The organism is Ruminiclostridium papyrosolvens DSM 2782 (genome assembly GCF_029318685.1).
Taxonomy (GTDB): Bacteria; Bacillota; Clostridia; order Acetivibrionales; family DSM-1351; genus Ruminiclostridium; species Ruminiclostridium papyrosolvens.
On sequence record NZ_CP119677.1, the window covers coordinates 1533449 to 1547715 of the forward strand.

The window sequence follows — 14267 nt, forward strand, 5'->3', positions numbered from 1 at the left end:
TGATTGTTTTGTACTATGTTGCTATAATACCTTTATATATATGGGTTTGAAATTATACTCCAATAGCTATGATGGAGAAAAGTAAGCGAGAGAAGAATATTTTAGAGAGAAGGTATCATCGGCTGAAAGTACCTTTAATATACTACTTGCCCAAGTTCCCTCCGAAGCTGCAGCTTTGAACCGTTTATTTTTTGTAGAGGCTGCCGGTTAAAACCGTTATATTTGAAAAAAGAGTCCGGGTAAGTTTATCCGGAAATTCGGGTGGTACCGCGAAGATAACCTTCGTCCCTTTATTGGGGCGGGGGTTTTTTATTTTGTGAAAGTAAGTAATGAAAGGAGATAATAGAAGTGATTGACAAAATCAGTAATTTAAGAGATGCTGCCATAGGCAGGATCAAAGAAGCCGTCAACAGTGCGGAGGTAGAAGAACTCAGAGTAAAACTGCTGGGCAAAAAAGGTGAATTAACTGAAATGCTAAAAGACCTCAAGAACATGGATATTGAGGAAAGAAAGCAGTTCGGGCAGAAAGCAAATGCACTGAAAACCGAGTTAACTGAGATAATTGAAGGAAAATTCAAGGAGCTTAGTGTAAAAGATGTAAAGAAGTCTTTATCCAGCGGATCAAACTTCGATATATCTTTACCGGGTACTAACTTCAAGCTTGGTTCTTTGCACCCTGTAACGATTGTACAAAAGGAAATAGAAAGAATATTTACCGGAATGGGCTTCAATATAGTTGATGGTCCTGAGGCAGAGGAAGAGTTCTTCAATTTTGAAGCATTAAATATACCAAAGCACCATCCGGCAAGAGATATGCAGGACACATACTGGCTGGAAAACGGCTCTTTGCTGAGAACTCATACATCTCCATGTCAGGTTAGGGCAATGCAGAAGTACGGAGCACCTCTCAAGGTTATTGCTCCGGGAAGATGTTTCAGAAATGAAAGTACTGATGCTTCTCATGAAAATACATTCTTTCAGTTAGAAGGAATGATGATTGACAAAAACGTGTCAATTGCAAACCTCATTTATGTAATGAAGCTGCTTTTGTCCGAAGTTTTTCAAAGAGATGTTAAAATAAGACTAAGACCGGGGTTTTTCCCATTCGTTGAACCGGGTTTTGAGCTTGACTTGAACTGTATGATATGTGGTGGAAAAGGTTGTCCTACCTGTAAGCATTCAGGCTGGATAGAATTACTGCCTTGCGGAATGGTTCATCCAAATGTACTTCGCTACGGTGGTATAGACACTGAGGAATATACAGGCTTTGCATTCGGACTTGGACTTACAAGACTTGCAATGATGAAATATGGAATAAGTGATATCCGTGTTCTTAATTCAGGTGATTTAAGAGCTATGGAACAATTTTCTGTAAGATAGGAGGGAAAAGGATTGAAAATATCATTAAACTGGATTAAAGATTATGTTGATTTAGAAGGCATTGATATAAAGGAATTATGGTACAGGTTTACCATGTCCACAGCAGAAGTTGAGGATGTGGAATTTGTAGGACAGGACATTAAAAACGTAGTTGTAGCTAAGGTTTTAAGCGTAAATCCACATCCTGAATCAAAAAAGTTGAAAATTACACAGGTGGATTCAGGCGATGGTGTAATTCAGATTGTTTGCGGAGCTCCAAATGTAGCAGAGGGCATTCTTGTACCTTTGGTAAAAATCGGAGGTTCTGTCTGTAAAATACCAAAGATAGGAAAAGCAAAACTTGTAGGAGTTGAAAGCTTTGGTATGCTGTGTTCAGCTTCAGAGTTGGGAATCAGTGATGATCACAGCGGGCTTCTTGTTCTGGAGGGTGACTACGCACCCGGTACCGACATAAAATCAATAATTGATATTGATGATGTAATTATTGAGATAGACAATAAGTCCTTAACAAACAGACCTGACCTGTGGGGACATTATGGAATTGCCCGTGAAATTGCAGCCATATACGGAAGAGAACTGAAGCCAATGAACCTTGACAGTCTGGAAGGTTCGGAGGATAAGGCAAAACTTGATATAACTGTTGAAGATACGGAGAAATGTCTGAGATATTCAGGTCTTAAAATAGATGGTGTTAAGAAACTTGAAACTCCTATGAACATGAAGGTAAGGCTTTTCTACTGCGGAATGAGGTCAATATCTCCACTGGTAGATTTAACTAACTACCTCATGCTTGAAATGGGCCAGCCAATGCATGCGTTTGACTCAAGACAGGTGGAAAGTGGAATAGTTGTACGCTCTACAAAAGAAACTACCCCTTTCACAACTCTGGACGGTGTTGAAAGAAAACTCCCTGAAGATGCATTGCTTATTTGTACAAAGGAACGTCCTGTTGCAATAGCAGGTATAATGGGTGGCGAAAATTCAGAGGTACTGGAAGATACAACTTCAATATTACTGGAATCTGCTACTTTTGAGGGCTCTTCAACCAGAAAAAGCTCAACCAAAATAGGACTTCGTACAGAAGCAAGTGCAAGATACGAAAAAATGCTTGACCCCAATATGACAGTTCAGGCAATACAAAGGTTTGTAAAACTTCTTCGTGATATTCAGCCTGATATACAGTTTACATCAGCTTTGACAGACGTTTATTGTAATGAGCTTGAGCCAATTGATATAGAAATAACCAAACCGTATATCGACAAGTACATCGGAAACACCCTGACTACCGAAAAAATGGTTGAGATACTCAGGGCTCTGGAATTCAAGGTTGATGTAGACGGAGATACTTTCAGAATAAAAGTTCCTACCTTCAGAGCAACAAAGGATATAACTATGAAGGTAGATATAATAGAAGAAATAACAAGAGTTTTCGGTTATGATAATATTCAGCCTCAGACTCTTGATATTGCCTTAAAGCCATTGCAATATAATGAAGAAAGGCTTCTTGACCATAAAATAAAGGAATTGCTTTCAGAAAGATTCGGTGCCTCCGAGGTCAACAGCTATATATGGTATGATAATACTTTCAATTCTAGAGCAGGTATTGAAACGAATGCACAAGTAAAGGTTCTGAACCCACAGGCTCAGGATTCCAATACCCTGAGAGACAGCATGGTTCCGGGAATGCTTTCCTTTGCTGAAAAAAATGAAAAGACATATGACGATTTTTCATTGTTTGAAATTGGAAGTGTATTCAAAGCTGAAACTTCAAAAGAAAAGTGCGAACAGCACAAGAATATATGTATTTTGGTTGCAAGTAAAATTAAAAGTGAAGACGAGCTTTTCTATGAATTAAAAGGAATGCTCTCCTTTATTGCCAAAACTTTAAAAAATGTTGATTTTGAATATACAGCATGTACCAGCGGTTATAACTGGGTTCATCCTATGAAATCAGTTGACGTAAGCTATAACGGTAATATGATGGGATACATTGCAGCAGTTCACCCCATGATTAAGAAAAACATCGGCAAAAAGCTGAATATTGCAGTCCTCGAGATAAACAGGGATGTACTCCAGAGTATTGAACAAAAACTGTTTAAATACAAAGAGCCGTCCAAATATCCGGAAGTCCTGCTTGACTACAGCTTCCTTGTTGACAATAGTGTAACATTTGACAAACTGATGCAGGATATCAGAGGCTTCAAGTCAAAGGTACTAAACGGTTTTGAATTTGTCACAATATACAATGGAAAAGGCTTACCTGAAGGAAAGAAGAGTATGACTTTCAGATTTGTAATCGGGTCAGATGAAAAAACCCTCTCCAGTGAGGATATAAATGAATTTGCAAACAGTCTGCTAAACTATATGGCAGAGGTGGGTTATACCCTCAGATAAGGATTAAGCAGTTACTATTTCAATTAAAGATAAAAAGCACATTAGCGAAATGCCCTTTAACATTGGGTTTTAGCTAATGTGCTTTTGTTATTTACACATTTATTGATTTCTCAACTGATTTTCATAGGCTTCAATCATTCTCTTAACCATTTGTCCACCAATAGGACCGCCTTCAGAGCCATTCTGTTTTGAAGTTAAATCTCCCTTGTAGTGGTCATTGTTCTCTTTGGTGAATTGAGTTCTGCCAATTTCAGCAGCACACTCCATCTTAAACCTGGTAAGTGCTTCTCTGCTGTCTTCCACAAGTGGTGTTTTAGGTCTCGACATAATAATTCTCCTTTTTGCTTATATTATTAACGGAAACAATCCGTCTAAATGTATTTTTATCAACATTGCAGATTTTGTTACATGTAAATATTACGCAAATTGGTTTAAAGAATATATATTTTGTCACAAAAAAAGGAAATATAACTTTTATTTGCTAGTTCCAAATGTTATACTAGTAAAGATAAAATTAGCATAAAGAGCAATTTAGGAGGATACTTATGGAAAGAGTAACATTTGACAGCTCCAAAGCTTCCGGCTTTGTAAGCGATTACGAGATTAACTATTTCGAAGGCTACGCAGAACAGGCACATAAAATGCTTCATGAAAAAACCGGCCCCGGAAGTGATTTTTTAGGATGGGTTGATTTACCATTAAATTACGATAAAGATGAATTTGCACGTATAAAGAAGTCCGCTGAGAAAATCAAGTCCGATTCTGATGTACTGATAGTTATAGGAATCGGAGGTTCTTATCTTGGTGCGAGAGCAGCAATAGAAATGCTATCACATTCTTTTTACAATATGTTGCCAAAGGATAAGAGAAAAACCCCTGAAATCTACTTTGTAGGAAACAACATCAGTTCAACTTATCTTTCTGACCTTTTAGAATTAATAGAAGGCAAAGAAGTATCAGTTAACGTTATATCAAAATCAGGTACAACTACAGAACCAGCAGTGGCTTTCAGAATATTCAAGGAATACATGGAAAACAAGTACGGCAGGCAGGAGGCTCAAAAAAGAATATACGCAACTACAGACAAAGCAAGAGGAGCTTTAAAGAAACTTGCTGATGAAGAAGGCTATGAGTCTTTTGTAATTGCTGATGATATAGGTGGCAGATTTTCGGTTCTGACAGCTGTTGGACTTCTGCCAATTGCTGTTTGCGGTGCAGATATTGATATGATTATGAAGGGTGCTCTTGACGCATATAATCAGTACAAGGATTTCGATTTCAAAAACAATGACTGCTACAGATATGCAGCTGCAAGGAATGCACTCTATAACAAGAATAAGACTATTGAGATTATGGTTAACTATGAACCGTCACTTCATTTCTTTACTGAATGGTGGAAGCAGCTTTATGGAGAGAGTGAAGGAAAGGATCAGAAGGGCATTTTCCCTGCGGGAGTTGATTTTACAACCGACCTTCATTCCATGGGACAGTATGTACAGGATGGTTTAAGAAACCTTTTTGAAACTGTTATAAACATTGGTAAGGCTAAGAAAAGCATAACAATAAAAGAGGATAAGGACAACATTGACGGCCTTAACTTCCTTGCAGGAAAAGAAATGGCATTCGTTAACAATAAGGCTTTTGAAGGAACACTCCTTGCTCATACAGATGGAGGAGTACCTAATCTTATTGTTAATGTTCCTGAGCTTAATGAGTACTATTTCGGAAACCTTGTATACTTCTTTGAAAAGGCTTGTGGAATAAGCGGATATCTTCTTGCTGTAAATCCATTTAACCAGCCGGGTGTAGAGGCATACAAGAAAAATATGTTTGCACTCCTTGGTAAACCGGGATTTGAGGAGCAGAAGAAAGAATTGGAAGCAAGACTTGGTAAGTAAATTATATATATTTTAGTATTAAATCAGAAAATAAACATATGTCCGTGAAGGGCATATGTTTATTTTTTTCGATAAGTATCCCAAGTATATTCACAATGTTTAAAGCTAAGTATATAATTTAAGCAATAATAGGACATTAAGGAGATTACAATGGACAAATCAGTAAAGCTTAAAATATCGGAAAACAGAAAAGTAAAAGGTGCAATATCAGATTTTACAATATCGTACTCCTCCAAAAATCCGGATAACAAAAGTGCCAGTAACAAAATAATTTCAGCATTTAAAGGCAACCAAAATATTATTATTGAAATAGACAGCTCACTGATGACTTTGGATGAGGATAAAAAGAATCTCTTACTGGGACGTCTGACAGCTACTTTAGAGAAATTGAACCCCAAATATATAATAAATAAGGTTCATTATGACAAAAAACGTTCATTTTTATCAGTTCCCATTGAAAGTAAAAAAGTTGAGGGTTTGAAAATAAATATATTTGCCGACCATAACATTTGGGGAAAGGAAGAGTTCACAGATGTGATTCCTGAGTATGGAGTAAGGTACTATATTACAGAGGGATTTAGTGATTTGGAAACCTTTATGGAAGAGGATGAAGAAGAACGTGGTAACAAGTGCAGTATGGTTATTTTTGATCATATAGTGCTTGGAAGTATGGGAATAAATACAACAAAAAGTTTGACAGAATTAAAAAGTATGTTGGATAAAAACATGTTGTAGCAGGCGCCTGATGGTTTCTAATTGACTGTATATAAAAAAACTGCTATTGTTTACTTATATTATATATATTTGACAATAGGTAATAATTTTTGGAGGTTTACCATGAATTATGAAGCTGCATTGGAATATTTGCATGGTACCCTTAAGTTTGGCAGTATATTCGGACTTGACAGAATTACAAAACTTTTGGATTTAATGGGCAATCCCCAAAAAAAGCTAAAGTTTATTCATATTGCCGGAACAAATGGCAAGGGTTCTACAACAGCATTTATAAGCAACATTTTACTTGAAGCAGGATATAGGACAGGTATGTTTACTTCTCCTTATATTCAAAGATTTACAGAAAGGATTAAAGTTAACAACACTGAGATATCAAACAATGAACTTGCTGAACAAGTTTTGAAAATAAAGAAAAAAATAGAAGAAATGGTGAGTGATGGATTTGAACATCCTACAGAGTTTGAAATCATTACAGCCGCTGCTATGGAATATTTCTACACACAGAACTGTGATTTTGTTGTATTGGAAGTAGGCCTTGGAGGTATTGTAGATTCTACAAATGTAATAGATTTACCTGAAGTATCGGTTATTACCACAATCAGTATGGATCATATGGATAGATTGGGGGATACTCTCGGGGAGATTGCAGCTCACAAGGCGGGTATAATAAAACAAAACGGATTGGTTGTGCTTTATCCTCAGGAGCAGGAAGCTGAAGAAGTAATAAATAAGGTAGCCAAAGAGAAAAATGCAAAGATACATAAAGTAGATTTTTCAACTATATCGAAAAAATCTTTTGGCTTAGAAGGACAAATATTTGAATATAAAGACTTTGAAAATATAAAAATCGGTTTACTGGGCGATCATCAGATGAGAAATGCTGCCGTTGCAATTGATACCTGCGAACTTTTATGTAATAAAGGTGTTGCTATTACACATAGGAATATATTAGACGGGTTGGAAAACACTACATGGCCCGGCAGGTTGGAAATAATTAACGAAAACCCTTTAGTTATGATAGACGGAGCACATAATCTGGAGGGCGGTCAGGCTCTGAATTCCGCAATGGACAAGTATTTTATACAAAAGAAAAAGATTTTTATCGTAGGCTTTTTACGTGATAAGGATTTTAAAGGAATAATGGATATGTTGAGCAGTAAAGCAGATACTATTATTACCGTCACTCCCAATAATGATAGAGCTGTTCCTTCTGCTGAACTGGCCGAATTTTTAAAGATATATTCTTGTACCGTAATAGATGGAATAAGTATCCAAAACGGATTACGGATTGCAGTTGGCCTTGCAGATAAAGAAAGCGTTATCTGTGCTTTTGGTTCACTTTATATGATTGGAGAAATAAGAGGACATTATAAATAGAAAATCAAAACGCTTTGAAGGGAGCTTTTGTTATGGATTTAAAACAGGAAATTAGAAGTTTTACTCCTATCGACATAGAAAAACTATCCCAGGAAAAGAACGTGTCCGAAAAGGTAATAGATTCTGTAAAAGGGTATAATAAAGCCATAGAAAATCTGCGTACCGGCAGCGAAGATATAGCTATGATTGAACTGAAGAAGGTCATTTCAGTTAATCCGGATTTTTTTGAAGCAGTTAATTTACTTGGTTTATGCTATGCATATACAAATCAGATAGGTAAGGCGCAAGAACTTTTTGCAAGAGTTGCAGATTCAGAAGGCAATTCAGCTAAAGTTGAAGAATATTTAAATTATATAGGCAGGGAAAGCACTTCGGGAAAGGGTGCCGGTAATATAAGAACGGTAAAACCCGAGGTAAGCCCAAAGAACCCAAAGCAAAGAGCCGCAAAACCAAAGAAGCCTACTAACGAAGAAGTACAGCCTGAATATGTATTAATCAAAAATTTAGGCTCACAATTAAAGAAGCCTTCTGTTGCCGTAACCATAAACATATTAAGCGTTATTTGCCTTATAGCGGCAATTGCTGTTTTTATGGTAAATTATAAAAATACCCGCAGTAATGAAAGCAGCCCGGATACAACTGTAAATACAAATGAGAAATACAACAAGGTAGTATCTCAAAATGAAAAACTCAAGAAGGATTTGGATGCAGCCAATTTAAAACTAAAGCAAATACAGCTGTCTTCTCAGTTATCTCAAATATCAGGATTATATGGACAATACAAATATGTTGAAGCTGCAGATATGCTTTTAGCATTACCGGCAAAGGACTTATCTGCAGAGAATAAAAAGAAGTATGATTCCATAAAAGCCAATATACTTAATAGCGCTGCAAACCAATTAACGACAGAAGGAAACAGCTTATTTAACAAGAAAAAATATAAAGAAGCAATTCAAAAGCTTGAAAAGGTGTTTACTTATGGGGCAAAATGGCCTTTTGGAGATAAGGCCCTCTACGTACTGGGTAAAAGTTATGTGGCAAATAATGAACCTCAAAAGGGTGCAGAAACATATAATAAGCTTATAAATGACTATCCGGCTTCAACCTACTCGAGATACGCCAAAAGCAGGCTGGAGTCATTAAAATAATATGCACATGTATAAAAAAGCACTTTTACACCACTAAAGGTATAAGTGCTTTTTTTGTTACTGCAATTTGTACATGTAGTTAGGGGCTGTACAATATACTAATTAACTTCCTGCCATAATATATATACTTTAGATAGTTTTTTATCGAGGGATATATATATGTATAAAAGAAGCAGAACAGTAAATATTGTACTTAGCGGAGGCGGAATAAAAGGTATAGCCTTTGCAGGAGCCTATGAGGAAATTGAAAAAAAGTATAAAAGAACAGGCAATGTTGCCGGTGTTTCAGCGGGTGCACTGGTTGGGGCACTTATAGGAGCAGGGTATACTTCTGGTGAGTTAGGAAGGATTATGAAGGAGTTTGATTTTAGTTCATTTTCTGATATGGGGGAAATCCCAATGGATATTTCCATTGCTAACAGCATGAGAAGTATAGAGCGTGAAAAGAAGACTCTTAGTGAAAGTGATTTGGAAACATTACTTCACCGTCAGGATTATGCTGAACTAAATCTTGTCAGAAAATCCAAGGAAGATTTTGTTGGATCAAGAGGAAACTTTCTTGTAAATCTGATTGCATTCAGTAAAAAGAATGCGTTTTTGAATGGTGAGCTATTGGAAAGCTGGGTTTCTCAGCTCCTTGCCAATAAGGGAATACACACCTTTAGTGATTTCAGAGGTGGAATAGCAGATAAGGTTAATCCCAGAGGGTACAAAGTGAGAATGACTGCTGTTGATGCCAATACAGGCAAAGTAATTGTTCTTCCCGATGACATGGCACTGTATAATATTGACCCTGATAAACTGGAGGTTGCAAAGGCGGTAAGAATGAGTGCTTGTGTACCATTTGTTTTTGACCCGGTTACAATTGACTACAAAGACGCCGGAAACAAGTCTAAAACTCATTATATAATAGATGGTGGTGTTCTTGATAACTTTCCGGTCTGGCTCATTGACAGCACCGAAAACAATGTAATTATAGGACTAAAACTGGAAGGCAAGGAACCAAAGGGTCTGGGCTCAGCTGAACTTATACTGAAAAAATTACTCCATTCTTCCCATGACACGGGAGTTCCCAAAAACTCCTACAACATAGATAATATTGCTCATATAAATACCGGGGATATCTCATTTTTGGATTTTGACATATCAGAGAATGATTCACTTTATCTCTATAATCAAGGCAAACTGGCTGTTCAGAAGCTTTTTGTCAGTATGCAAAAGAAAACCAGAGGATGGAGATTTTAGAGTAAATAGCTTTATTTGCTATATTAATGTTAACTGCTTCGTTGCTTTTTTTCGGATTTTATTATATTATTAAATTTAATGAGAATAAGAAAGCTAAGGTACTAAAAAATAAAGAATATATCTCATAATAATATATAGTTGGGTATTTGGCAGGAGGTAAAAATGTTATATCGAAGCACAAGAGGAAGTTGCAGAAGCGTTAGTGCTGCTGAAGCTATAAAGAGAGGTATTGCAGCAGATGGAGGTTTGTTCGTACCTGAAAAGACAGTTCAGTTTAATCTTGAGCAAATAGCTCTTATGAGTGAATTGAGTTATCAGGAAAGAGCGGTTAAGATACTGGAAGGGTATTTGGATGATTATACTTTCGAGGAACTTTCAGAGTGTGTAAACAAGGCTTATACCGCTGAGAAATTTGAAAGCAATGATATTGCTCCTTTGCATAAGCTTTATGATTCGGTAAATGTACTGGAACTGTGGCACGGGCCTACAAGTGCATTCAAAGATATGGCTCTGCAAATACTTCCGCATTTTCTTGTTAAAGCGCTCAAGAAAACCGGGGAAAAAGAAGAGATAGTTATTCTTGTGGCAACGTCAGGAGATACAGGTAAAGCAGCTCTTGAAGGCTTTAAGGATGTAAAAGGTACAAAGATTATTGTATTTTTCCCAAGTGAAGGCGTAAGTCAGGTTCAGAAAATGCAAATGGTTACCCAAGAGGGTGGTAATGTCTACGCTATAGCTGTAAACGGTAATTTTGATGATGCTCAGAATGGTGTAAAAAGAATATTCGGTGATGAGGATGTATCTGTATTAATGGAAGAAAATGGATACAAATTCTCTTCTGCAAACTCCATAAACTGGGGCAGACTTGTTCCGCAAATTGTTTATTATTTTTCAGCATATGCTGATATGATAAAGAACGGTGAAATTAAAGCAGGTGAAAAGATTAATTTTGTAGTTCCTACAGGTAATTTCGGTAATATATTGGCAGCATATTATGCTATGCAGATGGGCTTACCTGTTAACAAGCTTATTTGTGCTTCAAATGACAATAATGTGCTTACAGATTTTATTAATACAGGTGAATACAATAAAAACAGAGAATTTAAAAAGACTTTGTCTCCTTCAATGGATATTCTCATTTCTAGCAATCTGGAACGACTTTTGTATCTTATAACTGATTATAATGCCGAAAAGGTTTGCGACTGGATGAACAAGCTTAAAATGGAAGGTTCATATACTGTAGACCAGGATACGAAAAAGAAAATCCAGAATATACTCTGGGCAGGTTATTCAAATGACAGTGATACTTTAAAAACAATTGAAAGTGTTTATCAGGAGACAGGATATGTAGTTGACACACATACTGCGGTTGCAGTGGATGTATATGACAAATATGTTATCTCCACAAGTGATGTTACAAAAGCAGTTATCGTTTCTACAGCTAGTCCTTTCAAGTTTAATGAAAGCGTTGTAAAAGCAATCGCAGGAGAAGAAACCATTAAAGGAAAGACTGAGTTCGAGCTGCTGTCTGTACTGTCTGAAAAGTCAGGCCTTAAGATCCCTGCTCCATTAAAGGAATTGGATAAAAAGCCTGTTCTTCACAAGGGTTTTTGTGAACCTATAAACATGATTGATAAGGTTAAGGATGCATTAAATATTCAAGAAAATATCAAAACAGAAAAATAAATATAAATATAAAAAAAGGCACTAATCTTGTATGATTAGTGCTTTTTTAGTTGCATAAAAAGAAGAAATATGCTAACATTACACCAAGGAAACACAATTGTACGTATCACACGGACAGGAGAAAATATGAAACAAGAATCTATATTTTTTTTAGTTGATTCATTTATTTTACCCGACATATTTTCAAAGGTTATAGAAGTTAAGAAGATTCTTAGTCTAGGTAAAATAAAAACTGTTAACGATGCCGTCAAAGAAGTAGGAATCAGCAGAAGCGCCTACTACAAATACAAAGATTATGTTTTCCCTTTTAATGAGACATCAAGGGGTAAGGTTATAACGTTATTTTTCGTTGTAGAAGACTTTTCGGGCATTCTATCGAGTATTATGAATAAAATTGCTTCAGCCAGTGCAAATATATTGACAATTAACCAGAACATACCTATAAACGGGTTGGCAGATGTGACAATTTCTATTGAAACTATGAATATGAAAATAGATATTCAAAATCTTTTAACAGAGATTAGCAAGGTTGAGGGTGTCAGAAAAAGTGAAATATTAGCTAGGTAATCAGCAAAATGTTATTTATCGCAGGAGGGTTTTTATGGTGAACGTGGCTATTTTAGGATACGGAGTTGTTGGCTCCGGTGTTGCAGAGGTTATTAAGAAAAATAGTGAAAGCATAAGACAGCGTGCAGGAACAGAGATAAAAGTAAAATGGATATTAGATATAAGAGATTTTCCGGGTAGTCCGGATAAAGATGTGCTTACTAAAAATGCAGATGATGTATTCAACGACAGTGAAGTTAGTATTGTAGTAGAAACCATAGGAGGGGCAAGGATTGCCCATGAATTTACAAAGAGAGCTCTTATGGCCGGAAAAAGTGTTGTAACCTCCAACAAGGAGCTAGTTGCAACCCATGGACCGGAGTTGCTGCAAATGGCAAAGGAAAATGGTGTCAGCTACCTGTTTGAAGCCAGCGTTGGAGGTGGTATTCCTATAATCCGTCCTTTAAACCAATGTCTGGCAGCTAATGAGATAAACGGTATAACAGGAATACTAAACGGAACTACAAATTATATACTGACTCAAATGAAAAAAGAAGGCAAAAGCTTTGAAGCTGCACTCAAAGAAGCTCAGCAGAACGGTTATGCGGAACAGAACCCAACAGCTGATGTTGAGGGACATGATGCTTGCAGGAAAATTGCTATTTTATCATCTATTGCGTACAACGAATTTGTCGATTGTGAGAATATTTATACTGAAGGTATAACAAAGATAACTGTAGATGATATGAAATATGCAGATGCAATAGATGGTGTTATAAAGTTGATTGCTGTTAGCAAAAAATCAGGCGGAAAGATATTTGCACGTGTTTCACCTGCAATTGTGCGCAATGAACATCCTCTTTCTAATGTGGAAGATGTTTTTAATGCTATTGTTGTTAATGGTGACGCCGTAGGAGATGCAATGTTCTATGGAAGAGGGGCAGGTAAATTGCCTACTGCAAGTGCTGTTGTAGCCGATGTTATAGACATAGCAAAGCATCCTGATTCTGGAACAGCAGGTGTGTGGGTGAGAACAGAGGAAAACAATATACTGCCCATCGAAGAAAGTACTGCCAGATTTTTGGTTAGGGTAAATGCAAAAAATATAGCTGATGCAAAGAAGGATATTCTATCAGTATTTGGTGAAACTGACTTTGTAGAATTACATTCCAAAGCAAACGATAATGAATTTGCTTTTATAAGTGGCAAAATAGCAGAAAGCGAATTTGCTGCAAAGCTTGATAAACTTGAATCTGTCCCTGACATTACAGTATTAAACAGAATAAGGATTGAAGAATAAATGAGAATTACCACAAAAAAATTAGTACTTTGTGCATTAATGACGGCGATAGTTTTTTTGATTACATTTACTCCGTTTTTGCAGATTCCCAGTCCGATGACTCAGGGTTACTATAATATAGGTGATGCAGCAATAATGATTGCTGCTATTCTTTTAGGACGAAAGGTAGGATTTATTGCAGGTGGAATCGGCTCCTTATTGGCCGATGTTGTGACAGGGTATTATATATATGCTCCAGCAACCTTGATAGTAAAGGGAATTGAGGGATATATAATAGGAGCAATTGCCAATAAGAAAAATGGTGTTCCGTCTCGCCTGAGACAGGCAGTAGCTGTTACAGCCGGTGGCTTGGAGATGGTTCTTGGTTACTTTATATATCAAGCGACTGTTATAAGAATGATTAACCCTACTTTGGGAATGGCAAGTATTATTGCCGACATTCCGGGAAATCTGATTCAGGGAGCAATTAGTGCAGTTCTTGCATTGGTTTTTCTTACTGTATTATACAGGACAAACACAGTTAAGAATTTATTACGTTGAATAAAGAAAGCCGGAAGA

At 36.6% G+C, this 14267-nt stretch carries 12 protein-coding genes and 1 other annotated feature; of the genes, 11 read left to right on the forward strand and 1 reads right to left on the reverse strand.

The genetic code is table 11. The features are described 5' to 3' along the window. Window positions 1-59 precede the first annotated feature (59 nt). Window positions 60-293: a binding site (T-box leader), on the forward strand. A 55-nt stretch (window positions 294-348) separates the two neighbouring features. Both pheS and pheT read left to right on the forward strand, forming a co-directional pair. Beyond that, window positions 349-1380 carry a phenylalanine--tRNA ligase subunit alpha gene (gene pheS, locus P0092_RS06850; protein WP_004617432.1) on the forward strand — a complete coding sequence of 344 codons (1032 nt, stop codon included), beginning with the start codon at window positions 349-351 and terminating at the stop codon, window positions 1378-1380. A 12-nt stretch (window positions 1381-1392) separates the two neighbouring features. Beyond that, window positions 1393-3774 carry a phenylalanine--tRNA ligase subunit beta gene (pheT, locus tag P0092_RS06855; RefSeq protein ID WP_004617433.1) on the forward strand — a complete coding sequence of 794 codons (2382 nt, stop codon included), beginning with the start codon at window positions 1393-1395 and terminating at the stop codon, window positions 3772-3774. Between the two features lie 99 nt (window positions 3775-3873). Here pheT and P0092_RS06860 read toward each other — a convergent pair whose 3' ends face one another. Next, complete coding sequence (locus tag P0092_RS06860; protein ID WP_004617435.1) at window positions 3874-4101, reverse strand: alpha/beta-type small acid-soluble spore protein; 228 nt, start codon at window positions 4099-4101, stop codon at window positions 3874-3876. Window positions 4102-4319: 218 nt separating this feature from the next. Between P0092_RS06860 and P0092_RS06865 the strand changes: the two genes are divergently transcribed. The 9 genes from P0092_RS06865 to P0092_RS06905 all read left to right on the forward strand — a co-directional run bounded on the left by P0092_RS06865 (window position 4320) and on the right by P0092_RS06905 (window position 14249). Then, window positions 4320-5672 (forward strand): glucose-6-phosphate isomerase, encoded by a 1353-nt coding sequence (locus P0092_RS06865; protein WP_004617437.1) that lies wholly within the window; start codon window positions 4320-4322, stop codon window positions 5670-5672. A gap of 150 nt (window positions 5673-5822) precedes the next feature. Beyond that, window positions 5823-6407 carry a hypothetical protein gene (locus P0092_RS06870; protein WP_004617439.1) on the forward strand — a complete coding sequence of 195 codons (585 nt, stop codon included), beginning with the start codon at window positions 5823-5825 and terminating at the stop codon, window positions 6405-6407. Between the two features lie 102 nt (window positions 6408-6509). After that, window positions 6510-7784, forward strand: coding sequence for a bifunctional folylpolyglutamate synthase/dihydrofolate synthase (locus P0092_RS06875; RefSeq protein ID WP_004617441.1), 1275 nt, complete (start codon window positions 6510-6512; stop codon window positions 7782-7784). Window positions 7785-7816: 32 nt separating this feature from the next. Then, a complete protein-coding gene (locus tag P0092_RS06880; protein ID WP_004617443.1) occupies window positions 7817-8932 on the forward strand; it encodes a tetratricopeptide repeat protein in 1116 nt (371 codons plus the stop codon). Between the two features lie 159 nt (window positions 8933-9091). After that, window positions 9092-10177 carry a patatin-like phospholipase family protein gene (locus tag P0092_RS06885; RefSeq protein WP_004617445.1) on the forward strand — a complete coding sequence of 362 codons (1086 nt, stop codon included), beginning with the start codon at window positions 9092-9094 and terminating at the stop codon, window positions 10175-10177. Window positions 10178-10339: 162 nt separating this feature from the next. After that, window positions 10340-11863, forward strand: coding sequence for a threonine synthase (thrC, locus tag P0092_RS06890; protein ID WP_004617447.1), 1524 nt, complete (start codon window positions 10340-10342; stop codon window positions 11861-11863). A 126-nt stretch (window positions 11864-11989) separates the two neighbouring features. Further along, complete coding sequence (locus P0092_RS06895) at window positions 11990-12430, forward strand: ACT domain-containing protein (protein WP_276187113.1); 441 nt, start codon at window positions 11990-11992, stop codon at window positions 12428-12430. Window positions 12431-12464: 34 nt separating this feature from the next. Continuing rightward, the gene (locus tag P0092_RS06900) at window positions 12465-13709 is read left to right on the forward strand and encodes a homoserine dehydrogenase (RefSeq protein ID WP_004617452.1); all 1245 of its coding nucleotides are present in this window, start codon (window positions 12465-12467) and stop codon (window positions 13707-13709) included. Next, window positions 13710-14249, forward strand: coding sequence for an ECF transporter S component (locus P0092_RS06905; protein WP_004617454.1), 540 nt, complete (start codon window positions 13710-13712; stop codon window positions 14247-14249). The last annotated feature ends 18 nt before the right edge of the window (window positions 14250-14267 follow it).

Coding starts and splice junctions, on each gene's coding strand:
- P0092_RS06860 (WP_004617435.1), bottom strand. CDS start 4,101: ATGTCGAGACCTAAAACACCACTTGTGGAAGACAGCAGAGAAGCACTT.
- P0092_RS06865 (WP_004617437.1), top strand. CDS start 4,320: ATGGAAAGAGTAACATTTGACAGCTCCAAAGCTTCCGGCTTTGTAAGC.
- P0092_RS06870 (WP_004617439.1), top strand. CDS start 5,823: ATGGACAAATCAGTAAAGCTTAAAATATCGGAAAACAGAAAAGTAAAA.
- P0092_RS06875 (WP_004617441.1), top strand. CDS start 6,510: ATGAATTATGAAGCTGCATTGGAATATTTGCATGGTACCCTTAAGTTT.
- P0092_RS06880 (WP_004617443.1), top strand. CDS start 7,817: ATGGATTTAAAACAGGAAATTAGAAGTTTTACTCCTATCGACATAGAA.
- P0092_RS06885 (WP_004617445.1), top strand. CDS start 9,092: ATGTATAAAAGAAGCAGAACAGTAAATATTGTACTTAGCGGAGGCGGA.
- thrC (WP_004617447.1), top strand. CDS start 10,340: ATGTTATATCGAAGCACAAGAGGAAGTTGCAGAAGCGTTAGTGCTGCT.
- P0092_RS06895 (WP_276187113.1), top strand. CDS start 11,990: ATGAAACAAGAATCTATATTTTTTTTAGTTGATTCATTTATTTTACCC.
- P0092_RS06900 (WP_004617452.1), top strand. CDS start 12,465: ATGGTGAACGTGGCTATTTTAGGATACGGAGTTGTTGGCTCCGGTGTT.
- P0092_RS06905 (WP_004617454.1), top strand. CDS start 13,710: ATGAGAATTACCACAAAAAAATTAGTACTTTGTGCATTAATGACGGCG.